This window comes from Acaryochloris marina MBIC11017, assembly GCF_000018105.1.
GTDB classification, from domain to species: Bacteria; Cyanobacteriota; Cyanobacteriia; order Thermosynechococcales; family Thermosynechococcaceae; genus Acaryochloris; species Acaryochloris marina.
In genome coordinates this window covers 1,689,380-1,715,437 of record NC_009925.1, presented here as the reverse complement: position 1 = coordinate 1,715,437, position 26,058 = coordinate 1,689,380, and the positions used below count along the sequence as shown (strand labels likewise).

Here is a 26,058-nt window from a genome sequence, read left to right as displayed (position 1 = left end):
TGGGGACGGAGGATCGATAGAGACGGGACAATGCCAAAGGTCTCACCATAAACTGGTTGACATTGCTCATATAAACAGACATCTCCCGGACCGCTTATGAAGCAAACTACGATCGCAGCGATCGCAACCGCTATTGTTCCCCAACAAGGCAGTATTGGTATCGTTCGCCTATCGGGTGTAGAAGCAGTATCGATTGCCAAGCAGCTCTTTCAGACGCCGGGAAAGCAGCAGTGGGAGAGTCATCGGGTTCTTTATGGTTATATTCAACAGCCTTTAACGCAGCAGATTATTGATGAAGGTTTGTTACTGCTGATGCTGGCGCCTCGCTCCTATACCCGTGAAGATGTGGTGGAATTTCATTGCCATGGGGGCATGATTGCTGTGCAGCAGGTGCTAGAGGCCTGCTTGCAAGCAGGTGCTGAGCTTGCACAGCCTGGAGAATTTACCCTCAGAGCTTTTTTGAATGGCCGTTTGGACTTAACCCAGGCGGAAGGGGTAGCCGATCTGGTGGGAGCTCGTTCCCCCCAAGCGGCGCAAGCCGCCTTAGCGGGCGTGCAGGGAAAGCTGGCATCCCCAATTCGGGAACTGCGGCAGCGCTGTCTGGATACCTTGGCAGAAGTGGAGGCTAGGGTCGATTTTGAGGATGATTTACCACCGTTGGATGAAGCGGGTGTCCAAGCGGAATTGCAAGACATTCATGCCACTCTTCAAGCGATTTTAGCAACGGCAGACCAAGGCGAATTATTGCGAAATGGTCTGACAGTGGCGATTATAGGTCGTCCGAATGTGGGCAAGTCGAGCTTGTTAAATGCGTGGTGTCGATGCGATCGCGCCATCGTTACGGACCTCCCTGGCACCACTCGGGATGTGGTGGAATCCCAGTTAGTGGTGGGAGGCATTCCCATTCAAGTTTTAGATACCGCTGGAATTCGAGAGACTGAGGATCAGGTTGAACAAATTGGCGTCACGCGATCGCATCAAGCAGCTCAATCCGCTGACTTGGTTTTGCTCACCATCGATGCCTCTGTTGGATGGACCTCTGACGATCAGCAGCTCTATCAGGCGTTTCAAGATCTACCGCTGATTTTGATTGTGAATAAAGTGGATTTAGTTCCCCAAGAGCAGGTGGTTTACCCTGAAGCCATTGCTCAGGTTGTATCTACCATTGCCGCCCAAAACCAGGGCATCTCTGAATTGGAAACGGCAATATTGGAAACGGTGCAAACCCAGTCTCTGAAAGCGGCTAATTTAGATTGGGCAATTAATCAGCGACAGGCTGCTGCTCTCCAAAAAGCTCAAGCCGCTTTAGAGCATGTCCAAGGTGCGATCGCAGATCAGCTCCCCCTTGATTTTTGGACCATAGACCTGAGAGGGGCAATTCAGGCCTTAGGCGAAATCACGGGAGAAGACATCACAGAATCAGTGCTCGACCGCATATTTAGTCGCTTTTGTATTGGCAAATAAGTCTTAATTTAAATACTTTTTAAAACTTCACATATCGCGTTTGTTGTGATGTCCATCAATGATTTGTTCCAAAGGTAGGAAATTCTGGGAATTCTAACCAAAGGGATCCTGACAACTGGATCAGGACACCAGGATGTATTGCCTTTGGAATTTAGCTTTTGTTTAAGTTACTGCGATATTTTTCGATTGCGAGTTTAGTTGCCTGTGGGAGCGCCACCCTCTTCTTGCGGCACTATAATCAGCAAACGACAACGGCCCAACTGATTAGTGCGAGTGAGCAAAAGAATGTTGAAATTACCCAAGTTTTTGCTAATTCGGTATGGCCTCAGCACAAATCTCTCTTGAGTTCTACGGAGTCCTTATCTAGGAAAGACTTACAAAATCATCCTCAGATTGAAGATATCGATGACACCGTTCGTCGTCTGATTCAAGGAACGTCCATCGCCAAACTCAAAATTTTCGATTTAAACGGTCGAGTGGTGTTTTCGACCAACGCCAAACAAATTGGTCAGGATAAATCGAAATATTCTGGATTCCTGACAGCGCGTTCTGGTGAAACCATTACTAAGCTGTCCCATAAAAAGAAATTTCGGGGTGTACAGGGACTCCTGACAGAGAAAAAACTGATTTCCAGCTATTTACCCCTTCGGCCTCAGGGTGCTGATTCAGAGATTGAAGGTGTTATCGAGGTCTATAGCAATGTCACACCGCTCGTACAACAGGTAGAAGATGCTCAGCAAGAAGGGCTGATCGCCGTTATCGTTATCTTTGTCGGGCTATATGGGGTGCTCGTCATTATCGTTGGCTATGCTCAAGCCGTTCTGATACGGCAGGAAAAAGCCAAGCAGGAAGCTGAAGCCAAACTAGCAGAAGAGTCTGAGGCGCTAGCTCGTTCGAATGAAGCCTTACTCCGCTCCAATAAGGAATTAGAACAATTTGCCTATGTAGCCTCCCATGATTTACAAGAGCCCCTCCGCAAAATTGAGGCCTTTGGTGATCGATTACAAACGAAATGTAGAGATGATCTGAGCGATCGGGGGAAAGATTATGTGGACCGTATGCAAAAAGCGGCGGGTCGCATGCGGCAACTGGTGCAGAACCTATTAGCTTTTTCTCGAGTGACGTCAAAGTCACAACCCTTTACTGAAGTCGATCTCAATGAAGTGGTGGGCAGCGTTTTAGATGATCTGGAAATTCGGATTCAGGAAACGGAGGCCCAGGTTGAGGTGACTGCGTTACCTACGATTGATGCGGAACCGATGCAAATTCGCCAACTGTTTCAAAACCTGATTAGCAATGCTCTCAAGTTTCGTCAGCCGGATCAGCCCCTCTGCATCACGATTGGCGGGCAGTCGGTTAATGAAAGTACTGAGACCGAGAGCCTGTACCAAATCAGCGTTGAAGATAATGGCATTGGCTTTGAGCAAAAGTATACGGACCGTATTTTTCGAGTGTTTCAGCGTTTACATAGTCGCAATGAATATGATGGCACGGGCATTGGCCTAGCGGTCTGTGCCAAAATAGCCGAGCATCATGGTGGCACCATCACCGCTGAAAGTTCACCGGGCCAAGGCGCAACATTTTTCATCACCTTACCGCTTACCCAAACCTCCATGGAGCCCCAATCATGACCTCAGTCAATGCTGCCCCGATTACGATTTTGATGGCTGACGATGATGAAGATGATCGGATGCTCACGGCCGAAGCTTTAGAGGAGAGCCGACTGAGTAATGACCTTCGCTTTGTCAAAGATGGCGAAGAATTGATGGATTACTTATTTCGCCGAGGTCAATATGCCGACCCGAAAACGTCGCCCCGCCCCGGTCTAATCTTGCTGGATCTCAATATGCCGAAGAAAGACGGACGAGAGGCATTACAGGAGATTAAAGCGAATCCTGAACTCCGCCGTATTCCAATTGTGGTCTTAACCACCTCTAATACGGATATTGATATTTACCGCAGTTATGACTTGGGGGCCAATACCTACATCACCAAACCTGTGACCTTTGACGCATTAGTTGAGGTGATGCAAACCCTAGGCCAGTACTGGTTTACCGTTGTGGCATTACCCCCGGAGCAATGTTGTGAGGCATCTTGATCCACTGCATATCAAACTATTGCTGGTGGAAGATGATGAAGATGACTATTTCTTTTTTGAAGATCTCCTAGACGATTTTCAAAGCATCCAGTTTGATCTGGACTGGGCGGATACCTATGACAAAGGACTAGAGGCGGTTCAGCGTCACCAGCATGATATTTATGTGTTCGATTTTCGCTTAGGCAGTCGAACAGGCTTGGACTTGCTAGAAGAAGTGGTTGCTTTAGGCCATCGGATTCCGATTATCTTGTTGACGGGCCAGGAAGATCGCGAGATCGACTTAGCTGCGATGACGGCAGGGGCGACGGATTATTTGGTGAAAGGGATGATTACATCCGCTTTACTGGAGCGGTCGATTCGCTATGCCATTAACCATACTCGGACATTAGTGGCGTTGCAGGAGCGAGAGGAACAATATAATTTGGTGGCCCAAGCCTCAAATGATGGGCTTTGGGATTGGAACTTACAAACCCATCAAGTTTATTATTCTCCCCGTTGGGCCGCGATTATTGGCCAAGCAGAAGTGACGCTACAGCCTTCTATTCAAGAATGGTTTGATCGCATTCACCCGGAAGATAAGGAACGATTCCGCATCGATTTACGGCGGCATTTGCGACGGGAAACAACCGCCTTTGAATGTCAATATCGCATGCTTCACCGGGACCAGTCCTATCGCTGGGTCAGTAGCCGCGGCATGGCGGTGTTTGGCCCCAAAAATCGCGTGGTACGGATGGCAGGGTCGCACACGGATCTCACTAACCATGTGGCGCTTTACGATCATCTCACAGGGCTACCCAGTCGGGCGTTATTTTTGGACCAGCTTCATCGGACTCTGACGCGCGTCAATCGCCAGACCAACTATCTATTTGCCGTGCTGTTTCTGGACTGCGATCGGTTTAAGGTTATTAATGATAGTTTGGGCCATGCCATTGGGGATCAGCTGCTGATTGAAGTGGCTCAACGGCTGACAACAGCGTTACGCCCCGGTGATGTGATTGCTCGGTTGGGCGGTGATGAGTTTGCCATCCTTTTGGAGAATATTGCTGGGCAAGATCAAGCGGAACAAGTGGCCAGCCGTCTCAATCGAGAGTTAGAGAAAGCCTTTGAACTTCAGGGGCATACAGTTTATATTTCGGCCAGCATCGGGATTGCTCTGAATTCAGACCATTCGCCCCAGGCAGAAAATTTATTGCGGGATGCGGATAATGCCATGTATCGAGCCAAAGCCCTGGGCAAGTCTCGATATGTCGTCTTCGAAGCAGCCATGCGCGATCGCGTTCAGGCATTGCTTCGGGTAGAAACCGACCTGCGAGCTGCCATTGCCAACCAGGAATTTCAGCTCTATTATCAACCGATTATTTCCCTCAAAACCCATGAAATCGTTAGCCTAGAAGCGCTGATCCGCTGGCAACATCCTCAGCGAGGCTTAATTTCGCCCCAGGAATTTATTCCTGTGGCGGAGGAAACGGGATTGATCCTAGCGATTGGTCAGTGGGTCCTGGAAGAATCCTGTCAACAGCTATGGCAGTGGCATCAGACCCTGACTGAGATTCCACCCTTGAGTATTAGCGTTAATTTGTCCCGTAAGCAGTTTTCTCAGGCCAGTTTAGGCAAACAAATCCAATCGATTCTATCGGAGACGGGAGTCAGTGCTCGTCACCTCAAGCTAGAAATTACAGAAACCATGATTATGGAAAATGAGGTGATGGTTTCTGAACTCATTAGTCAACTGCGCGCTTTGGGGCTTCAACTCCAAATCGACGACTTTGGGACTGGTTATTCATCTCTGAGCTTTTTACATAACTTCCCCTTAGACACCCTGAAAATCGATCGTTCTTTTATTGAAGGGTTGGTGACTGATACAGAAAAGTCAGAAATTGTGCGAACAATGATTACCTTGGCGCACAACTTAGGGATGACTGCAATTGCTGAGGGAGTAGAAACCCAAGCACAGCTGCAATGGCTCCAGCAACATCATTGTGATTGTGTTCAGGGCTACTTATTATCTAAGCCCCTTTCAGCGGCTCAAATGCAAAAAGCGCTGATGCAGTCTCACAGGGTGTTTGTACAACCATTGGAGACTAGCACTGTGGTCTCGGCCTAAGGTCTAGAACTTGACCAGAGGGCAAGCAATGTCCTCCTACTGCTGTGACTTATTCAAGCGATGGTTCAAGGGAGGCTTGAGGGGGAATTCTATGACTCCCTATCAGCGTTGATCGATTGTAAGAAGTGACTCAGGTTGGTTTCCCATAAAGCTCGATCAATCCCAATCAGTTGGTGATGTCCTCCATCTGATGCGATCACCAATTGTTTGGGGGCAGTGATTTGCTGAAAGAGGGTTTTGACTTCTGCCACGGTGGTCCAAGGGTCTTGCTGACCCTGCATCACTAAGGTGGGGCATTGGATAGCACGGGCAAATTCAACGGGATTATGGCTAAATCCATTGACACCATGCTGTACACCTCCCCAAAAGACCAGTAATTCTGCTAAAGGAAATGGAGGGATCTGGTGATGCCGTAGGCGGCTACGGACGGCATCAATAAACCGGGCAAAAGGAAGCTCAATAATGACGGCATCGGGCTGGAGGTTTTGAGTTGCGATCGCATTCAGTATTGCCGCACTCCCCATTGATACTCCATAGACAATGACTGGAGGCGGGAGTTTGAGGGAGGGCAATGCGTCGACTGCCACAACCACGTCTTTTGCTTCTCGCATACCGACGGTGGTGGTGTAGCCGCTAGAACCTCCTACCCCTTGATAATCCACCAATAACGAGTCATAACCTAACTTGGAAAATGATTGAGCGGGACCGATCAACTGCCTGTCCTTCGTACTGCGATTGCCCGGAAATAGCACCACTGTCCCTTTTGAAGAAGCCTCATCTGCTGGTATATGCCAGACTTCTAGCCAACCGGATGAATCAATCGGCAAACGGTGGGTGGTGTAGGATAAGCCTCGTTCCTCAGGAGTGCGAATATGGGTGGGCTTAGGCAAGCCAATTCCCCATTGTCCCGGCCCTCGAACATGGGTTAATGCATAGGCGGCCAGGTAAGTACTGGCGTTGATACTAATCAGCAAAAAAATGCTGAAGTAGAGCAACCGCCGCCGCCAACGGTAAGGGCGAGGACTTGAAGATACAGTTACTGGCGTCCGCTTCATCATTCCTGCAGTGATAAAGCAGGCCATACTGCCACAGCTTAGAAAGGCTAAAACTGGCTGCAGCGGGAGTTGCCAAGCATTGACGATCTGTAATTCATGTAAGACGATGACCAGCAGTGCCAGGCCGGTTAGCAATCCTAACGTGACCCACCCCGCTTTCATCAGAGACTGGTAAGGATTACTCATCGGTGTTTTGCACTGGTACCATAATCGATGATCTACCCAGCCGATACTGTAACCCCCAAGGTAACCTATGACGCCTTCTGTAATTTTCCTGGATGCCGTGGGCACCTTATTTGGGGTGCGGGGAACCGTCGGGGAGATTTATGGCCGTTTTGCCGCTCAGGCAGGCGTAACGGTTGATGCCCAACGCTTAAATCAGGCATTTATAGAGAGTTTCTTTGCCGCCCCTAAAGCTGCGTTTCCAGGTGTTGTCCCCCCCGATTTGTATAAACAGGAGTTGCTTTGGTGGAAAGCAGTGGCTGCTCGCGCCTTCCAAGACGTGGGAGCATTCTCTGCCTTTACCGACTTTGATGCCTTTTTCCAAATTTTGTTTGATCACTTTGCAACCCCAGAGCCTTGGTTTGTTTATCCTGAAGTGCCGCAAGTCCTTCAAGAATGGCAACAGCAAGGCATTCGATTAGGGGTGGTTTCTAACTTTGATAGTCGCTTACATCCTGTTTTGGCAGCCTTAGAACTCAGGGATTATTTTGAAACGGTCACCAGTTCTACTGAAGTGGGTGCAGCCAAACCAGAGAGCCAGGTGTTCTTAGCCGCGTTGGCCAAACATCAGATTGCTGCTGATGGCGCTTGGCATATTGGCGATAGTTGGCAGGATGATTATCAGGGGGCTGAACAGGCAGGACTCCGAGGCGTGTGGTTGAATCGTTCCGGCAAATCTCCACCTGGACCGACCCATACAGAAATCTCGGATTTATCCCGCTTGGCGTTGACCCCGCAGTAGTAATAGACCCCCCAGCACTAGAGAGGGGGTCAGCACTACGCCTAACGCCAAGGCATTAGAGCCAGAAATCGGCAGGAGCGGGCCTAAATATTTGATGGCAGCCGATAGGATAGTGGAAAGACCCAAGACTTTCAGAAGGAAGCCAAGGCTGCTTGGAGAGGGAGAGTTTTCGGGTTGTGGCATAATCCAGTTTGATCCTGCTGGCCTGGGGCAATGCTTTTTGGGGATATCCCCTTAACAGTACCGTAAGCCCTGCTTTGTGACCTGCTGTGGTGACCAATGAGTCAAATTCTGCTAGTTGATGATGAGGTTGAATTAACCGATGCTCTGGGCCGTTTGCTTAAACGGGAAGGGTATAGCGTTGATGTGGCGAATGATGGCGAAGCGGCCCTACTTGCTGTGCAACAAAAAATAGACCAGGGACAGCTATATGACTTACTTATCCTGGATTGGATGTTGCCCAAATTGTCGGGGATTGAAGTGTGTCAGGAGTTGCGATCGCAATCCCAACTCACCCCCGTTTTATTCCTGACCGCCAAAGATACCCTAGACGATCGGGTACAAGGCTTGGATGCCGGTGCAGATGACTACCTAGTCAAGCCCTTTGAATTAAGAGAGCTACTGGCACGAGTTCGGGCTCTTCTGCGTCGGAGTGAGCAGTTCTCGCAAACATCGCCGGAAGCCTTATTCCAGCGCATCCAGATGGAAGGCTTAGAACTGGATTTGGAAAGCCAAATTGCCTACTGTCAAGGACAGGCGATCACCTTGTCAGAAAAAGAAAGTCAGCTGCTGACCTATCTGATGCAGCATCCCCACCAGCTGCTTACCCATGACCAGATTTACCAACATCTATGGCCAAGTGGAGATCAACCGAGTAGCAATGTCTTAGCCGCCCAAATTCGGCTGCTGCGTCGAAAAATTGCCGCCAAAAACTCTCCGCCGCTCATTCATACGATCTATGGCAAAGGATATTGGTTTGGGGCCAAGGTAGAGGCTGAACCGTAATATTTGTGGTGATGGAATAAAGGATATTTAAAAATAAAAAAGCTCTTGAGAGTCTTGCCGTGTTTCGACCTCAAGAGCTTTTCATCTGAATCACTCCTCACTGGTCTTAGAATATCTTGAAGAATGTCGCTTAATGACATAAAAGTGACACTTTTTGGAGTGTCACCTCACTTTTCTAACCTATAGCAGATCGCGCTAATCTGGTCCGTTTTACACATAGGAAAGAAGGGGGATCTACCATGGGTATAGGCCTCTATCCTTAAGGCTTTGACGATGGCCACTGATTGGAAATGAAGTGGCTTAAATGATGAATTATTGAGGTTAGATTTTTACGGTAGATGGAAGTCATGGGATGTTAACAGCTCCCCTTCTCCTGTTATTGCCTGACTTTGGTTCCCGAACGATTTCTAGTGGAATTAATCTCAGTTTAATCTTCTTGTATTGCAGACAGTAAAAGGTCTAGCCCATTAATTGTCCCTGTCGCCTGCACTGGATGTAAACGTTTCTTCTGCACCATTTCTTAGGGAAACTGCCGTTATGAAAGAGACCGAATCACTATCCAGGGTTTAATAACTTCTGCTACCCATTGTTTTTTGAACGGATCGGTGCGGGAATGATTCGGTGCTTTCACTAAAGCCATCAATTTTTCGATTTGTTGGAAATTAGCAGATACATCGATAGCCTGCCGCAAAAAATGACGTAGGGCTCGGCGTTGTAACGCCAGGGGAGCAGATTGGAGGGCATCCCGATTAATATACCCCCAATATTGTTCTGTTTCAGATAAGACCGGAGGGGGACTAGGCAGGGCAATCGCCAATAGTTTCTGGGTTTCTGCTTCTAGAAAATCAACATCACCTTGCAAGATTTCTGCAGTATGGGCCAGGGTGGTTTCCACTTGAGGATTGAAATGGGTCTTCAGATGAGGGAGAACTTCTAGCCGAATGCGGTTACGACGATAGACGAGGTTTTGATTCATGGCATCTTGCCAGATCGGCAGATTTCTGTGCCGACAAAAGTCTCCCGTTTGGGCTCGTGCCACGTCGAGCAATGGCCGTACAAGCTGCACCCGATCTGAGAGAGGACGCTGCCAACTTAAAGCTTGTAAGCCATCTGTGCCGCTACCTCGTATTAAGTTATAGAGTAAGGTCTCGGCGCGATCGCTGGCGGTATGGGCGGAGACTACCAGGGGATATGCTTCCTGTTCGGCAATCTCTGTCAGGATCTGATATCGCCATTGGCGTCCAGCGGCTTCGCTTCTGAGTTCCGTGGTGGCTTGGCGTAAGAAGTAGGGCAACTGATATTGGCGGGCAATTTGAGTAACATGGTGGGCGTTAGCATCAGAATCTAGAGGCCAGCGATGATCACCATGGGCAATGGCTAGTTGCCAACCCCATTTGGGCTGTAGGTCGACTAAAAGCTGCAAGAGGCAAAATGAATCTTGCCCACCCGAAAGAGCAATTAAAATTCGCTGTTGTATGGGCAAGAGTTGCCGTACTTTCAGGATGTGGTGCAGATGAGCATGGAGTGGAGTCCAAGGAGGAGAATTAATCACGACAGGTCTATGGGAGGAGGCTTAATCTTGGGGAAGACCCAATTTATTGAAGATAAACCTAAGGGTTGAAAGCATTTTTCTAAGACTAGAGTAAAGTCTATTCACAACAATTTTTGGGAATGGAAACAAATACTAAGAAAAATAAGAATTTCAGGTTGATAGATACATCTTTTAACCGAAATGCCATACTTGGGAAGAAGAGCGTGTAAGCAAGATCACATCTTAAACCCTCAATCAGTTGTCGAACGGTTTAGCTTCCAAAACTTTCATGGTGGACTCACAAGATCATTACAGTGTGCTGCAGGTGTCTCCACAGGCGACTCCAGCAGATATCAAAACGGCTTTTCGTCGACTGGTTCGACAGTATCATCCCGACTTAAACCCCAATAACCCTAGAGCTGCAGAGGCTTTTCAAAAAATATGTACAGCCTATGAAGTTCTGAGTAATCGTGATCGGCGAGTTATTTATGATCATAACGATGGCCCTCGATCTCCGTTTGTAGAAGAACCCGGTTCTGTTGTTCTCCAAGATGCTCAACAATATTTTATGCAAGGGGTACAAAAGGCAAATAGACGAAATTATGCCACTGCGATTGCTGATTTTACCCAGGCGATTCACCTCGACAAGAATTATTTAGAAGCCTATATGGGGCGATGTCAAGCTCGGTTTGCCCTCGGCCATAATCGGGAAGTTTTGCAAGATTGTGATCATATTTTGAGCATTCAGCCCCAATCAGCTCAAGCCTTCTTTTTTCGGGGACGATCTTGCTATCGGTTAGGTCATTTAGATCTATCTATTGAATCCTATTCCCAAGCTATTGCCCTCGAAAAAGACTATGCTCAAGCGTTTTATCATCGAGGTATTGCTTATATCAAGGTGAAAGAGCGCTTGGCGATTCGTGATTTGCAAGCGGCTGCGAGTTTGTTCCGACAACAGGGACATATTGGTCATTACCAACGGGCCATCGCAACCCTCAAGGATCTTAATCGCAAGCCCGCCAATATCCTCTTGAATCTGCCTCGAAATGGGGCAACTTTGGCAACTACTGCTTTGACGACCTTACCTCGCCTGCTGGTTAATCCCAGTGGTGCTGCCTTACAGGTTTGGCAAAGTCAGCTGCCATATCAATCCATCGGTATAAGCTTGATTTGTGCAGGTCTGGCCATGGGTTGCGTGGTGGGGGGTGCCCATCTCTTTGCGCCCAAGCCCTGGACCGTTTCGGATTCTCAAGTGATGCTGCTCAGCTTGGTGGCTTTTTCTAGTTTAGTGTTGGCAGGTAGTCTGATTCGGCGGATGGTAGGGAAAGGAGGGAGCTGGTCTGGAGATTTGCTGGTAGCTGGGTCGGCAATGCTGCCCGTGGGCGTCTGGGCGTTTTTAAGTGGCCTAGCGATGCAGCTCGGCCAAATTGAGCTGATTGCCCTAAGTCTGTTTGCCTCCAGCTTTACCATACTTGGCTTATATAGTGGCTACACCAAGATTGGTCAAATTGCGGAACCCATTGCAGCCCTGGCAGTCCCCACAATTGTGATGATTAGCTATGGCGTGACTGCCTTGCTGTATCGAGCGTTGATGCTGCAATTGGTCTAAGTTTGAGGTTATCCTGACCGATCCACTGGAACGACTAAAAGAACCAACCATAGGAATGTAGCCCTTTGCCCAACAGGTTGACTCCTAGATAACATACCCAGACGACAAAAAATCCGCCTGTGGCTAAATAGGCTGGGCGTCGTCCTTGCCACCCCCGAGTGATCCGGGCATGGAGATAGGCGGCAAATACGAGCCAAGTAATTAAAGCCCAAGTTTCTTTGGGGTCCCAGCTCCAGGGTGCGCCCCAGGCTTCATTGGCCCATACGGCACCAGCAATAATCCCCACTGTTAGCAGGGGAAATCCCAAACCAATCATGCGGTAACTCAGGTTATCTAAGGATTCTGCCAGACTCATGCGGTTCAGAGAAAAAGAAGGCGCTTGAGGAGTAGAGACGGGAGTGAGTACAGCAGTGGCTTGAGCTGAACCCATCGATAAGCCTTCATCCAAGTTGCTGGCAGTAGAAGCGGCGGGGGCTTGAGGTTCTCGCTTGCGGAAGCTGCCGGTGCCAATGGAGCTGCCTTTCAGTTCCACTGGTTGACCAAAGGTTACGATTAAAAAGGCGATGGCTAATAAGGATCCCACGATTAAAGCCGAGTAGCTCAGCATCATGACGCTGACATGCATCATCAGCCAATTCGATTTAAGGGCAGGCACCAAGGGCGCTGAAGATTGCATCTCATCGGGTAAGGACAGAGCCGCAAAGGCAGCAATTCCCATGGCCACAGGAGCAGTGGCGGCTCCAACCAATCGGCTACGGCTGAGCCATTCTGCCAGGAGATGAATGGTGGTGACGCCCCAGGCTAAGAAGAATAAAGATTCATACAGGTTGCTAATGGGGAAATAGCCCCCTTCCATCCAACGAGCGCCGAGTAAGCAAGCCATACATAGATTCGCGATGGCCATTCCGGCGGTTCCCAAGGTGGGGAAAAATGGAATGTTGGGAAAGGCAAGTCCTCCCCAATAGACCAACATGGTTACAAACAAGACTGCGAAGGAAAGATTATCAAGCTTATTCTGGAGTAGGACCAGATCCATCATTTTTATCCTTTTCTATGAATCTTTGAGCCGTAGATATATATCCATTATCCTATCGAATGATGGAAAAGGGACTGTTGAAACCTAAAACTCAGTCTCGGCCAACGGCGACTGGACTTTTAAAAAGGCTATTTGGGCTGCGGCTTTCTCTGCGGCTTTGATAGAGTGCCCTTTGCCCACCCCCAGTAGTTCCTCTTGGAGCCAGACTTCGGCAGTAAAGCGGTCAGCCATCACGTCACTAGGATCCTGGGATGGAGGTGAAGTCTCTTGGACTCGATATTCGGGTAATTGTTGATAAACGGCCTGAGTCCATTGCTGGAGGGCAGCTTTATAGTTCTGATACGCGGGATCGATCCTGACCTGCTCTGCCTTGTTTCGCAAAGGATCTTGGAGCCAGGGCTGAATTAGCGAGAGGTCACCGGTGCTGAGATAAAGGGCCCCCAAGACGGCTTCAAAAGCATCGGCTAATCGAGAGTCTTGACCTCGGCGATCTTTCAGGGTACTGGGACCTAGCAGTAGAAATCGATCCAGACCATAGTTAGCGGCTAGGGTCGCCAGGTGACGATCGCTGACCAATACGGAACGAATCGCCGACCATTCTCCCACGGATCCTTGAGCATTCTCTGCCTGTAAAAGGACGGCGGCTAAGAGACGGACAACGGAGTCGCCCACAAATTCTAATTGTTCATAATTGGCCCGCCCAGAGGCAGACGGATGGGTCAGAGCCAGATCGAGTAGGTCCCAACGAATGGGGGCATTCCCTGGTAGCCCCAGTCGCTGGATCAATTTTTCGAGCTGTCGTTGTCGTTGAGGGGGGCAACTAGCCATTGATGAGGGAAGTAAAGATGACGTTTAAAGCTAGGGGAGTATCCCCTAAAGATAGAGGGAAGAGCAGGCGGTAAGCCGGGTTCTGTTCTCTTTCTCCACCCGGACATTGGCCCAGGATTGGTCGAAAGAGGGTAGTTATCTATCTGGGACGCCTGTTACCAGACGCCTCAAGCGGCGCTACAAACGAGAGCGGGGAAAAGACCAACCGTTGCCCTCTGCCTTGCTCTCCACCGGGGTTTACCGAGCCAACGCCTCTCGACGTTGCTGGTGCGCTCTTACCGCACCCTTGCACCCTTACCTGTGAATGTTTGGCTATCCTGTAGCGAAACAAGCCATCGGCGGTATGTTTCTGTGGCACTCTCCTCACGGTCACCCGCACTGGGCGTTACCCAGCAAGTCTGGCCTTTCGAGAGCCCGGACTTTCCTCAGACTTGCGATCTCAAGTCCGCAACCACCTACTCCTACTCTTCCCATCTTTTACCTAGTCTACATAGATATATGCCCATCTATCTGGACGGGTTAGCCCCCCAAGGTTTAACACAGCTAACGATCAACGATTTGAGCAACCTTGAACATGCGCTTGAGAAAACCTTAAAAATAAAAGTGATTTTACGAGACTGCCCTTAGAGTTGTGATAATTGGTCTGTGCAAACTCGATCAGCAGTTCGGTATGCTCTTCGCTCTTGGAGTTTTCCTAGGTGACTGTTAATATCCAACTGCTTTGTCATGGCCAAATTATTCCCTGGAGTAGGAGCCAAGGCTTCTTGGTAGGTGCATATTTTAATGCTTGCCAGTATCCCCAGAGATAGTGCTCAAGACATGCTGGCAGCAGGATCAAAAAACGACGGTCAATATCGATTTAAATGCGACTGGTTACTAACGCCAATATATTTTGTTGGAGGCTGAGTACATGAGACCCAAACGATCTACTTCTATTCCCAAGCTAGCGATGGCGGTCACGTTGGGGGTCTCCTCGGCAATCCTTTTGCCTGAATCGGTTGAGCAAAGGGTGCAAGCTCAGGAAGGGGCGGCAACTATTCGCATCGATAATCTGACCCGCATGGCTCCGATTAATCAGGCGCTGAAGCAGCGCTATGAAACCCAAACCCCGAATGCGACGGTTGAGATTAAGCGTCAGCAGGCGGATGCTCCGCTCCAGGTCGAAGGTCAACAGGCTGATTTAGCTGCCATTAGCCGTCTCCTAACGGAAGAAGAGAAAGCACAAGGTTTAGTCCAAGTCCCCGTCACCCGGGAAAAAATTGCAATTGTGGTGGGCCAAGATAATCCCTTTGCCGAGGGATTAACCATTGACCAAGTGGTAAAGATTTTTCGGGGAGAAATTACGAACTGGTCCCAGCTGGGAGGCCCCTCTGCCCCTATCCGGGTGATTCATCGTCCGATTGCCAGCAATCTTCAAAGTACGCTACAAACCTATGAATTATTCCGAGCCGCTAACTTTGAAGCGGGTGGCCAGATTGTGCAACTAGATCAAGATGACGTTTCGGCCCTGATGGATGAATTGGGTAAGGATGGTATTAGCTATGCCCTTGCCAGCCAGATTGGTGAAGCTGAAGCGATTCGTCCCATCTCCATGTACAACACTTTGCCGGATGATCCACGCTATCCCTTTTCTCAGCCTTTTACCTATGTCTATCAAGGTACGCCCACTGCTTCGACTAAGACGTTTCTCGACTTTGTGGCCTCTGCTCCGGGACAAGATGCGATTGCTGAAGCGAAGACTCAACCTGCAATATCCGATGACGCTAGCACCAATGGTTCATCGACGAAGGATTCTGCCCAAGACGGAACAACAGATGCCAATGCTGGCTCTACGGACAAGGCTCAGTCGGATAACTCCCCGTCAGATAATGATCAATCAGACAATCCCCCGTCGGCATCATCGGATGGTTCTAGTTCAGATGGTACGGGCCCATCATCTGCGAACCCAGAGACGGCAGGAGACGCTCAAGATACATCTGGCGGACTAGGGTGGTTACCTATTGCTCTGGTGGTTTTGGTGTTGGGGGGGCTAGTGGGTGGTGTATTGAAAACATTGCTGGCAAAATCTAAGCCAAAACCAGCACCGCGACCGGCCCCCAATTATGCCGAGAAGATAAGACCGACTCGGATTCAAGCGCCTGAAACTGCGTTGCAAGAACCTCCAAATCCGTCTCCTTCAGGGCCAGTCGGTGAGGAAGGCAGTAGTCCGCTTTCCCCTGAAAATGTGGTGTTGGGGGCGGCGGCAGTTAACGAGATGGCTATGCCAGCTGAAACGAAGCTGCAAGGATCAGAAACTGAGCTGCAGATTCCTGAAATGGAACCAGAAGCCCCGGATGAGTGGGTGGATATTACGTCTCGGGAGTTACAGGCACAAACTCGCATTCAAAATCCTAAAACTGAACTGCAGGATACGCCGCCATCCCAGAGAGGCCCAAAGACCCAGATTCAAGATCCGACGGCGACTCAACTTCAAGTCCCTGACAGTGAAGATTCGGCAGCCGCCCAAGACCTTGATTCCAGTCCAACCCAGTTATACGATCCATTGGATTCGAGCCCGACACAACTCCAAGACCCAACGACGACTCAGTTACAAGATTCTAGTCCGACGCAGCTCCAAGATCTCAGCACAACTCAACTGCAAGAGCCTAACCCAACTCAGCTCCAAGACACTAGTCCGACGCAGCTACAGGATCTCAGTGCTACCCCATTACAAGAACCGAATCCGACTCAACTTCAAGATTCCAGTTCAACCCAGCTCCAAGACTCCAGCCCAACCCAGCTTCAGGAGCCTCAACAGGCTTGGATGGACGGGGTCGATAATCCGTTTGGCATCGATTCGCCGCCGACCCAACTTCAAGATCCAAAACAAACTTGGATTCAAGATGATCAGCTATCCCCCGCGATGGATACGCCTCAAACGCCAGATCCGAGGCAAACTTGGATTCAAGATGAGGACTTTCCTGAAGGGATGAATCCCCAAATGTCTCAAACGCCAGATCCCAAAGAAACTTGGATTCAGGAAGAAGAGGAAGGCTGATCAAAGATTTTTTGTTCGAAAAGATTTAATGGAGTGGTTCTAAGCTACTTGTCCTTGGGATTGCCCCAATTGCTTATCGTTGGGAACTTCAGTTGCTGTTGCTTCGACAGGTAGGTGATAAAGGTTTTTTGGGTACTATCCATCTGGAGCGGGTTCTGATACTCTATCCAGAGTTAGAAACCGACTCAAACTGATAAATGTTCTGTTTTATAACCGAGAACAAAAAATCCACTTCAAAATCCAAAGGTTTAAGTTAATCTTGTAAAACTCAAGCTTCAACCTAGATCTGACTGATTTCTTTTTTTTAGTTTGGGAATAATACTTAAAGAGCATTCATCGTCATCAATCAGGGCGCTGGAGACAACCCCATGCATTACTTATCTCTTCATAGGTTGACGGCATTGGCCGCTGCTGCCATTCCATTTGCGACGACTTTACCTGCGATCGCAGTTGGAATACCCGCTACAAACTCAGACCTAGTAAAGAGTAAACGCAGCCCTCAAACCCTATTAGCCGCTACCTTTGGGAAAACAGCGGTTCCCCAAAATAAATTTATTGCGGTTGCAGTACCTCGAGATCGGGGCTACTACAATTTGCTGATTCTAGAGCAAATTTCTAGCAGCAAAAAATGTTGGAAAGAGCATGGATCGAGTCCAACCGAAATTGAACCCCTGTTGCTCCAGTTCGACTTTACGGGAATTTGTGGACGCAGCACCGATAGCAATGGCTACTCTATCCGCCAGGCAGGCAAAGATCTGGGGTTAAATTACCAGCTGACGTTGCAAAAGCAAGGGGATGAGCTGCTGTTACTAGGCATGCCTAGTTCGCGCCGGTTAGGAGACCCCATGGTCATCGGCAGGACCCGAGGGATGAGTTCTGGCCTGCTCAAAATTCACTTAAATTCGGGTTGGCAGTTTGCCAAACGGACCTACAATGGCAAAACCCTAGGCCATATTTATCTCAATACTGAGCAAGCACAGCCGGCTGTTTTTGCGGGACGGCGCTTATCTCCTCCCCCACGATCATCCGCGAGGAGAGAGCCTATTGTGCCCCCTTCCCCTGCAAAAGCCGTCGATATCCCTGTGCTTTCTCGAACTGCAGCAGTGCCTCGGTCAGGGTTTCTCTATCGCGTTGTAGTGGAGCCCCGCAATAGCAGGCAAAAGTCTCGCATCAAATCATTAGTGCCAGATGCATTTCGATCCAACTACCAAGGCCGTTCGGTGATGCAGGTCGGCTTGTTCAATAGCCGCTCCAAAGTCGATAACATCGTCAAGTTGTTGAAGCGAAATGACTTGAGACCAGAGGTGATTGAAAATGAGCGGTCTCGAATTGCTGCGGTCCCTCCTTCTTCGATTGCCAGCCGGGGTGTAGATATCCCGGTTCCTTCCCCATCCGCCGATCGTGGGCGTCGGTTTAAATCGGCTGCTCGCCGTTCGAATACCCTGTATCGGGTGGTTGTTAGACCTCGAAATACCAAACAAAAATCTAAAATTAAGTCTCTGGTCCCTGATGCCTTTCGATCTTCCTACAAAGGGCGGTCCGTAATGCAAGTGGGGTTATTTGACAGTCGTTCCAAACTGGATCGGATGGTCAAGCTGATGAAACGAAATGGTTTGAGGCCTGAGGTTATCAAAGATAGTCGGCGCCGCCTCGCCCTGCGAACCGTGCCTGCTCAGGTGGGTGTACTTCCGGTGCCGGGTTCGAGGATTCCTATTGGGCGGGCAGATAAAGGCTCCGATATCTATAATCTTCGGGCTGGTTTACCCCCTGCTCCCCCTTCTTCATCGATTGCTTTAGGACCTCGATATCGTGTGGTGGTATCAGCCTTTAACTCCCGTCAAAAAAGTAAACTGAAAGGGTTGGTTCCTGGTGCGTTTCGGTCTTCTTATCGTGGACGATCCGTGATGCAAGTGGGGTCATTTGCCTCTGTGCGAGAAGCACAAGATAGAATGCAACTGATCCAACGCCATGGGATGAATCCGATTCTGGAGAAAACTCAGTAACTCCGACACCATTACAAGGAGAATGCGGTTGTCTAGATTACACAAAATTGCTTTGTTGCTGCTGGCTGCCTTTGTTAGCCTCGCTCTTTATGGTCAACCGGTTTGGGCAGAAACCCCGAAACCCCCTCCAGCAGAAGCGGGTCAATCTATCCAACCCTATCTGGACCGTGTTAAGGATAAGGTGACGACATTCCGGCTTAAAAATGGCCTGAAGTTTATTGTTCTAGAAAGACATCAGGCACCCGTTGTTGCGTTGCATACCTATGCAGATGTGGGTGGTTCTGATGAACCGATGGGACAAACTGGAGTTGCCCATTATCTAGAACATTTAGCATTCAAAGGGACTCGCCGGATTGGTGCGACAGACTATGAAGCTGAAAAACCGCTTTTAGAGCAGCAAGACAAGCTCTTTGACCAAATCCAAGTGGCCAAGTCAAAAAAAGATGAGCAGGCAGTTCAAGCCCTAACCCAAGAGTTTGCTGAAGTTTCCAAGCAAGCAGGGGAACTGGTCAAGCAAAACGAGATGGGCCAAATTATCAATCAAGAGGGGGGAGTGGGCCTCAATGCCACGACCTCTTCCGATGCAACTCGCTATTTCTACAGTTTGCCTGCCAATAAGCTGGAACTCTGGATGTCTTTGGAGTCAGAGCGCTTCTTAGAGCCTGTTTTTCGGGAATTCTATAAGGAAAAACAAGTCATCTTAGAAGAACGGCGGTTACGCACAGATAATTCGCCCATCGGCAAAATGGTGGAAGTCTTCTTAGGTGAAGCCTTTGATGTCCACCCTTATCTGCAGCCAGTAATTGGCTATGAAAAAGATCTTCGTAATTTAACTCGCCAGAATGTCCAAGACTTTTTTGATACCTATTATGGTCCAGGTAATTTAACCATTGCCATTGTTGGAGATGTGAATCCCAAAGAAGTGAAGAAGCTTGCGAAAACCTATTTTGGGCGCTTCAAGTCGCGATCGCAGCCGCCTCAAGTCACGGAGGTAGAACCCCCACAGCAGAAAACAAAGTCTGTGACTCTGGAGCTAAAATCCCAACCTTGGTATCTGGAAGGCTATCATCGTCCTGCCATTAGCGATCCAGATCATGTCATCTATGAACTAATTGCTAGCTTGCTGAGTGATGGCCGTACATCTCGGCTTTATAAGTCTTTAGTGGAATCTCAGAAAATTGCCTTAAGTGCCGAAGGCTTTAGTGGCTTTCCTGGGGATAAATACCCGAACCTGATGTTGTTCTATGCGTTAACAGCACCTGGACATACGGTGGATGAAGTGGCTACTGCTTTGAATGCCGAGTTGGCAAAACTCAAGACGGAATTGGTGGATATTCAAGACTTGGATCGCCTGAAAACCCAGGCGCGGGCTAGCCTATTGCGATCGCTAGATTCGAATAGTGGTATGGCAAGGCTACTGACAGAGTATGAAGTCAAAACTGGAGATTGGCGCAATCTATTTAGTGAACTTGAAAAGATTGAATCGGTTACTCCAGAAGATGTTCAGCGCATTGCAAAAGCGACCTTTACGTCTGAAAATCGCACTGTGGGCTATATCTTGTCCAAGGGGCAATAAAAGCGAGCGTTTCAGTTCAGCATTTGTTGGAGTGTTTGAGCTTGCGTAAAACCAGGTGTGATGGCTAGAGCTGCCTGGACCTCCTGCTGCGCAGCATCTAGCTTGCCTTGCCGTTTGAGGATAATGGCTAAATTGTAGTGGGCCAAGGTGTGGATGCTAGCGGGTTGCTCGGGGCGTTCTGGTAAAGATAAGACCTGTTTGAATACAGTACTGGCTTCATCCAGTTGATTGGCTTCAATCAACGCTAACCCCATATTGGTATAAGGGCGGTCGTAAGTGGGGTCAAGTTGGATCGCCTGTTCATAGGTTTTTATCGCTTCGTCTAATTCGAGCTGTAGATGTAGGCTTAGCCCTAAATTGAAGTAGGCTTCGGCCGACTGAGGTTGATCTTGCACAATCTGACGTAGATGAATTTCAGCTTGATTATATTGCCCTGCTTTGAGTTCCTGCTTGGCTTGCTCTAGCGAGATCTGTGTGGCCTGACTCTGTCCTAACCCAGGGATGAGCCATAAACTGCTGATTAGCAAAAAGAGAATGACCGAATTGGCATGAGATCGTTGCATGAATTCACCTGAGACTAGTGTATGGCAGGGGAATGCTCGATGCTAGATTAGCCATTCATCACTCTCCACATCTCTCAGCTCAGACCAACTCTGATGAGAATCAGATAAGCCTCGACATCCATTTGCCTTGCTCACCCAATTAATCTTCATTGCTAGGCCTTATGGTTAGGCATGCATATACTACGTACCAATACCAATACGAGTCGCTAAACTTGGAGAAAGCGGCATCAGAATGGCCACCATGATAAATAAAGCCGCTAATCCTAACGCTGCTCGGGTATCATCCGGTTCTGTAAGCTCATTAAGGCTGGGACGTTCTAAATCTCGCTGCAGAAGCAAAATAATGATGGCCCAATACAAGGCAATGGGGTTAGCAATGGCAATCAGAGCCAATACCACGAGGGTAATCCAGGTACTTAAACGCGCAATTTTTCGTCCATAGATGGCTTGAATAATCCGTCCGCCATCTAGAGAACCGGCAGGCATTAAATTCAGGGCTGTGATCACCAGGCCAATCCAGCCTACACCGACTAAGGGATGAACCAAGACGCTGGAGACTTGCAAAGTATCTCCCAAGAACAGACGCGCTAACATCCCCACTAAAATCGACCCTCTCAGAAACGAAATATCAAGCGGTAAGATAGGGCTGGACGGGGACAAAATTAATCCCAAAATAAGCAATGTGAGTGAAAATAATCCCCCAGCAGCTGGGCCGGAAAAGGCGATATCAAATAAGCTTTGGCGATTTGGCAGTAGAGATTCAAACCGATTAAAGACACCAAAAGAACCAATTTGCAGGGCTGGAAAAGGGAAGGGCCAACTTAAACGCACCTGATAGCGTTGGGCACTAATCTGATGGCCGACTTCATGGGCGACTAACACGCCCACTAATCCTAAGCCGATAGGGAGTGCTTCTGATAACCGCTCGGGTTGTTCAACGAGGTTGAAAGACAATAAAAAGGCACCTGTAATAAGGCAGGATCCAATGGTAGCTAGACTAAGAATGGTTGCAAACAGCTTTTGGGTCCACCCACCGACTTTTGGATCGTTGCGTCGTGGTAAGACAATGACGATGGGTTTTTCGTCCGTATTCTCGACCAGAAATAAACGATACTGCTCTGGCAATCTTGATTCGAGTTGTTGGGTTAACTCGGAATGAACGGTGGGGGCATCTCCTCTCAAATTACCCTGAATAATCACCCCATCTTGATAGGGAATAGTTTCTGTAGCAAAAAAAGTGTCAATGCCAAAGATGCCCTGAATTGATTTGAGATCGTCTGCTGAAATGGGAGGCGGGGCAATTGTTGTTGGGGGAACTTCAGGGGGCTTGGAATCGGGATCTTTGCTATTTGCAATAAGGGGATCTGGGCTAGGGGCGGCAGCTGATTCTGTGGAAGAGCGATCTGGAGTGTTTGGGGGGCGGATCTGCTGGGAGTCTTGATTGGCTAAAGAGCGTAACCGTCGGCCTAGGATGATATAGAGGCTAACAGACAAGACGACCATCAAAAGAACGCTCGCTAGGTTGAGGGTAATCCCTAAACTGAGCAGACCAAACATGAGCAGCCAGGGGCCCATAAGAACAAGGGATTGTAGCCAGGCTAAAACGCCAATTTTCCCCATGGGACGGGCGCGTTGATAGCCGACTCCGAGAATTATAAAAGCGGCCAAAAAAAGTAAGCCAGTCATAGGTGCTGTTGGGTGAATGATGTGAGCAGCGTGGCAGTTGGATTGAACATTGCTCTACGGGTTAGGAAGGAGCTTGTAATGTCGTTTTGGACACGATGCGGGTTCTTTTGCGATCGCTATCCGACAGCTCTTCTCCTGCCTGTAGACGAGTGGCGCTGCCTTGTAAGATTGTGGCAGCATTTTCATCCCCCATTTGCAAGGCAGTAGTTGCGGCCATTTGCAGCATGGTTGCTGCACCCGCACGATCTCCTTCCTGCAGCTTTGTTTCTGCAATTTGCGTCTGACGATATTTGGCTAACGCCAAAATATTTTTCTGAACATCTGGGTTCGAGGAGGGTTGATAACTTTCCGTCACCTCAATCTCAACCGGGATTTTTTCGGAAAGCAGATCCGTTTGTTCCAACGCAGGATTGTCATAGCGGACCTGAAGGGTAGCAATGGTCTGTCGACCTGGTGGGAGCTGATCAATATAAAGATTGGCGAGTACCGTTCGTTGCATCTGGGTCATCAGATCTCCGATTCGAATAATGGCTAACTCGCCTTCCTCTGTAATCGGTAGCTCTACGGTCTCAGGGGTGACTTGAGCCACAGGTTTGAGATTAGCCAGCCGGACCCCGGGGCTTAGGGAAATTAAGAAATGGGCATTCGTTAAGCTGACGGTTTCAATGCGGGTAAACAGGCTATTGAAGACATCCACGGCATTTTCTGGCTTCTCGATAAAGGAGAGGCTTCCCCCTCCAGAATCCGCGATGCCTTCCAGTACATCTTCATTCCAATGACTGCCAAAGCCCAGGGTATTGAGTGTTATGTTATACCCCGCTGCTAGCTCAGCAAACTGTTGACAGCGCTGATTATCGCCATGTTCATTTTCACCATCTGTGAGCAGAAAAGCTTGGGAAATCGTGCCTTGTTTACCGACCGCTAACTCTTCAATCCCTAGCTTCATACCATCATCAATGGCAGTGCCCCCTTTAGGCTCAAGCCTTTGGATCAGGGCTTTAATTTGCTCGGGGTCTTCCACGAGTTGATTGGGCACCAGGACTTTGGCGTGGTGATCAAAGGCCACGACAGCAATGCGATCGCCAGGATTGAGCCGATCGATCAGGCTTTGGGCCGCTTCTTTAACCGTTGTTAACGGACGGCCCGTCATTGAGCCACTGTGATCCAATATCAGACAGAGGTTCAAGGGCGCGTTGCGAGTGCCATTGTTCAATCCCGTGTCGTGAATGGCAGACACAGCAATGGATAATTGCCGTTGTTGCGTTCCTTGGGATGCATCAAGTTGGTCATCGTTTAGGGCCAGACTGAGGCTGACGTTCATGGTTGGTTTCTCGTAATGCAGAATGTGGGTTGCTTCTTGGAATTGGGTTTAGTCTAGCGATTTTTGCCAACTCTAACTCAGTACTACATGAACCCTTTACATCTTTATCCTAAGTCTTTGCAACTCGAACTGGTGATGCTCAAGTATCTAGGCGAACAGACTTTGATGACAGGGTTTATCCCTTGCCCCGGAAAAATATAAGCCGCAGTAGAGAAAGGATACTGAACACGGATTTAAGCGTTAGATAGATCTTCTATACCTAATTCTCGCTGTAACAATTCGATGGACTGTGGATCGATGTAATTGCGGCAGCACACCAGCTTAGGGAGACGAATTAGATCTGGTTCTGCTGCAATAACTGCGGCTTTTAAGGGATCGAAACTGGCTTGATCGCAAATAATGGTTTGAGCATGGCGGATAACGGCATTGAGTTTGTAGGTGTCCTTACACTCAGCACTCATGACGTAAATATCTTCCCCCCGAAGGCTATAAATCATGACTTCAGCCACCCCTAAGGTGCCAGGGCTGAGACTGACTAACCCCAGACGACTGCCTTCGGGTAAGGCTTTAATCAGCTCAAGTTCCTCCGAGTAGTCATAAATGTCGATGGGGATAATGCGAAAGGCTTTGGGGTCTTTATGTTTGGCCTGCACGTCGGCCAAAATTTCTTCAGCTTGGGTGGCAAAATAGCGAACTGTCAGCACCGTCGCTGCTTTTCGGGATTTTAAGTCCGTAGATAGCTCTTCTAGGGCCACTAACTGAATGGTGATCGATAAGGCTTGCTGAAGCTCCTGCACCATAATTTCACCTGCTCCCCAGTCATGTTTAGGGACGGTGACGATAACGCGGGTGCTGGCCCGCAGACGCTCGGTGATGGCATTGAGAAATAGTTCTTCTACCTGTTTGAGGGTGTAGCCTCGTTGAAGAAAACCGTCTAAACTTTGCTCAATCAGTTCAGGAACGGGAGTGGCCGTTTCTTCTTCTGTGATCGGTAAGGATTCCTGGCCTAAGGCTCGAACATAAATCCCAGACCCCACTTGGGCTTCTACAAAGCCCGCATTTTCAAGGCGTTCATAGACTTTGCTGATCGTATTGCGATGAAGCCCCGTTTGCATGGCCAGCTGTCGCGTACTGGGGAGTCGGTAGCCAGGGGCGAACTGCCGAGATGCGATCGCAAAGCAGACTTGGTTAAATAACTGCGTCGAGGCCGGGATCTCGCTATCCGGCTGAATTTTAAACTGGACCATCATAGGCCAAGGGCAATGTGAAAGCAGCAATCCCTCTATCATATGAGCTGAAGAGAAGGATTGACAGACTTAAATCAGTTCTTTCTGCAATAGTTCAGTTGCCAAGTCTATCAATTCCCGTCGTCAAATCCCTTTCCAAACCCTAGATGTTTCGAGACACTAGACATGGCGTAATCCGAGATAAAAGAAGTGTTGTGGTAGAAACTCAAGCCAAATCAGTGACCCTCCATACTGGAGATATCCCCATAGAAGCCTATGTTGCCAAACCGATCGGTGCGGGGACCTGGCCAGGTATTGTTGTCTTTCAAGAAGTATTTGGGGTCAATGAGCACATCCGATCTGTTACGGATCGGATCGCTCAGCTGGGATATGTAGCGATTGCCCCTGCCCTTTACCAACGCCAAGCTCCAAGATTTGAAGTGGGGTATAGTCCTGCTGATTTAGAACTAGGAAGAACTTATAAAAATCAAACGACCGCTGCTGACTTGTTAAGTGATACCCGAGCTACGTTGGCTTATCTCCAGCAACAAGAACCGGTTCAATCATCTTTTGGCACCATTGGATTCTGTTTTGGTGGACATGTCGCCTATTTAGCAGCGACTTTGCCAGAGATTCAGGCGACCGCGTCCTTCTATGGAGCGGGTATCGCCACGATGACACCAGGAGGGGGAGCACCGACGCTATCCCTAACCCCTCAAATTTCAGGGGTACTCTATGCTTTTTTTGGCACTGAGGACCCTTTGATTCCACCTACGGATGTGGCGCAAATTCAGGCTGAGTTGCAAGCACACCAGATCCGTCATCAAGTGTTTATGTACCCTGCCGCCCATGGTTTTTTCTGTGATCAGCGGGCCAGCTATCAGCCTGAAGCGGCAGCCCAGAGTTGGCTTCAGGTTCAACAGCTTTTCAAGCAGTATTTATAAGACTGTGT

General features: G+C 48.9%; 20 protein-coding genes and 1 other RNA gene. 11 read left to right on the top strand and 10 right to left on the bottom strand.

Translation table 11 applies throughout. The annotated features are described in order from the left end of the window. Positions 1–96: 96 nt before the first annotated feature. The 4 genes from mnmE to AM1_RS07685 all read left to right on the top strand — a co-directional run bounded on the left by mnmE (position 97) and on the right by AM1_RS07685 (position 5,666). On the top strand, positions 97–1,464 hold the full coding sequence (mnmE, locus tag AM1_RS07700; RefSeq protein WP_012162266.1) for a tRNA uridine-5-carboxymethylaminomethyl(34) synthesis GTPase MnmE: 1,368 nt from the start codon (positions 97–99) through the stop codon (positions 1,462–1,464). A gap of 158 nt (positions 1,465–1,622) precedes the next feature. Next, positions 1,623–3,095, top strand: coding sequence for a sensor histidine kinase (locus tag AM1_RS07695; RefSeq protein ID WP_049783702.1), 1,473 nt, complete (start codon positions 1,623–1,625; stop codon positions 3,093–3,095). Further along, a complete protein-coding gene (locus AM1_RS07690) occupies positions 3,092–3,562 on the top strand; it encodes a response regulator (RefSeq protein ID WP_012162264.1) in 471 nt (156 codons plus the stop codon). Before AM1_RS07695 ends, AM1_RS07690 begins: the two co-directional genes overlap by 4 nt. Next, a complete protein-coding gene (locus AM1_RS07685) occupies positions 3,549–5,666 on the top strand; it encodes a putative bifunctional diguanylate cyclase/phosphodiesterase (RefSeq protein ID WP_012162263.1) in 2,118 nt (705 codons plus the stop codon). Before AM1_RS07690 ends, AM1_RS07685 begins: the two co-directional genes overlap by 14 nt. Before the next feature lie 89 nt (positions 5,667–5,755). Here the strand turns inward: AM1_RS07685 and AM1_RS07680 are convergent, their stop codons facing one another. Beyond that, the gene (locus AM1_RS07680) at positions 5,756–6,907 is read right to left on the bottom strand and encodes an alpha/beta hydrolase (protein WP_012162262.1); all 1,152 of its coding nucleotides are present in this window, start codon (positions 6,905–6,907) and stop codon (positions 5,756–5,758) included. A 67-nt stretch (positions 6,908–6,974) separates the two neighbouring features. Between AM1_RS07680 and AM1_RS07675 the strand changes: the two genes are divergently transcribed. Further along, positions 6,975–7,685, top strand: a complete 711-nt coding sequence (locus AM1_RS07675) for an HAD-IA family hydrolase (protein ID WP_012162261.1) — start codon at positions 6,975–6,977, stop codon at positions 7,683–7,685. Here the strand turns inward: AM1_RS07675 and AM1_RS07670 are convergent. Next, entirely contained in the window at positions 7,656–7,868 is a 213-nt protein-coding gene (locus AM1_RS07670; RefSeq protein WP_012162260.1) for a hypothetical protein, read from the bottom strand. The genes AM1_RS07675 and AM1_RS07670 overlap by 30 nt on opposite strands. A gap of 96 nt (positions 7,869–7,964) precedes the next feature. Here AM1_RS07670 and rppA point away from each other — a divergent pair, with 96 nt between their 5' ends. Continuing rightward, a complete protein-coding gene (gene rppA, locus AM1_RS07665; RefSeq protein ID WP_012162259.1) occupies positions 7,965–8,690 on the top strand; it encodes a two-component system response regulator RppA in 726 nt (241 codons plus the stop codon). Between the two features lie 535 nt (positions 8,691–9,225). Here the strand turns inward: rppA and tilS are convergent. Next, a complete protein-coding gene (gene tilS / locus AM1_RS07660; RefSeq protein WP_012162258.1) occupies positions 9,226–10,242 on the bottom strand; it encodes a tRNA lysidine(34) synthetase TilS in 1,017 nt (338 codons plus the stop codon). 268 nt (positions 10,243–10,510) lie between these two features. Between tilS and AM1_RS07655 the strand changes: the two genes are divergently transcribed. Then, positions 10,511–11,830 carry a DnaJ domain-containing protein gene (locus tag AM1_RS07655; RefSeq protein ID WP_012162257.1) on the top strand — a complete coding sequence of 440 codons (1,320 nt, stop codon included), beginning with the start codon at positions 10,511–10,513 and terminating at the stop codon, positions 11,828–11,830. Between the two features lie 34 nt (positions 11,831–11,864). Here AM1_RS07655 and ccsB read toward each other — a convergent pair whose 3' ends face one another. The 3 genes from ccsB to rnpB all read right to left on the bottom strand — a co-directional run bounded on the left by ccsB (position 11,865) and on the right by rnpB (position 14,163). Next, a complete protein-coding gene (gene ccsB / locus AM1_RS07650; RefSeq protein WP_012162256.1) occupies positions 11,865–12,866 on the bottom strand; it encodes a c-type cytochrome biogenesis protein CcsB in 1,002 nt (333 codons plus the stop codon). Positions 12,867–12,950: 84 nt separating this feature from the next. Beyond that, positions 12,951–13,694 carry a ribonuclease III family protein gene (locus AM1_RS07645; protein ID WP_012162255.1) on the bottom strand — a complete coding sequence of 248 codons (744 nt, stop codon included), beginning with the start codon at positions 13,692–13,694 and terminating at the stop codon, positions 12,951–12,953. 55 nt (positions 13,695–13,749) lie between these two features. Beyond that, an RNA gene (gene rnpB / locus AM1_RS37890) (RNase P RNA component class A) lies at positions 13,750–14,163 on the bottom strand. A 441-nt stretch (positions 14,164–14,604) separates the two neighbouring features. On the opposite strand from rnpB, the gene AM1_RS07640 reads away from it, so the two are divergent. The 3 genes from AM1_RS07640 (at position 14,605) to AM1_RS07630 (ending at position 20,310) form a co-directional block, all read left to right on the top strand. Then, positions 14,605–16,731, top strand: a complete 2,127-nt coding sequence (locus AM1_RS07640; protein ID WP_012162252.1) for a substrate-binding domain-containing protein — start codon at positions 14,605–14,607, stop codon at positions 16,729–16,731. Positions 16,732–17,099: 368 nt separating this feature from the next. After that, positions 17,100–18,734, top strand: a complete 1,635-nt coding sequence (locus tag AM1_RS07635) for a DUF3747 domain-containing protein (RefSeq protein WP_012162251.1) — start codon at positions 17,100–17,102, stop codon at positions 18,732–18,734. 22 nt (positions 18,735–18,756) lie between these two features. Continuing rightward, positions 18,757–20,310: a M16 family metallopeptidase gene (locus tag AM1_RS07630; protein ID WP_049783701.1), complete on the top strand. Its 1,554-nt coding sequence runs from the start codon at positions 18,757–18,759 to the stop codon at positions 20,308–20,310. 11 nt (positions 20,311–20,321) lie between these two features. On the opposite strand, the gene AM1_RS07625 is transcribed toward AM1_RS07630, so the two are convergent. The 4 genes from AM1_RS07625 to AM1_RS07610 form a co-directional block, all read right to left on the bottom strand. Further along, on the bottom strand, positions 20,322–20,873 hold the full coding sequence (locus AM1_RS07625; RefSeq protein ID WP_012162249.1) for a tetratricopeptide repeat protein: 552 nt from the start codon (positions 20,871–20,873) through the stop codon (positions 20,322–20,324). A gap of 180 nt (positions 20,874–21,053) precedes the next feature. Then, a complete protein-coding gene (locus AM1_RS07620) occupies positions 21,054–22,559 on the bottom strand; it encodes a site-2 protease family protein (RefSeq protein ID WP_012162248.1) in 1,506 nt (501 codons plus the stop codon). A gap of 61 nt (positions 22,560–22,620) precedes the next feature. Further along, positions 22,621–23,880: a vWA domain-containing protein gene (locus AM1_RS07615; protein ID WP_012162247.1), complete on the bottom strand. Its 1,260-nt coding sequence runs from the start codon at positions 23,878–23,880 to the stop codon at positions 22,621–22,623. 233 nt (positions 23,881–24,113) lie between these two features. After that, positions 24,114–25,130, bottom strand: a complete 1,017-nt coding sequence (locus AM1_RS07610; RefSeq protein WP_012162245.1) for a GntR family transcriptional regulator — start codon at positions 25,128–25,130, stop codon at positions 24,114–24,116. Between the two features lie 143 nt (positions 25,131–25,273). Between AM1_RS07610 and AM1_RS07605 the strand changes: the two genes are divergently transcribed. Next, on the top strand, positions 25,274–26,050 hold the full coding sequence (locus AM1_RS07605; RefSeq protein WP_390610027.1) for a dienelactone hydrolase family protein: 777 nt from the start codon (positions 25,274–25,276) through the stop codon (positions 26,048–26,050). Positions 26,051–26,058: the final 8 nt, after the last annotated feature.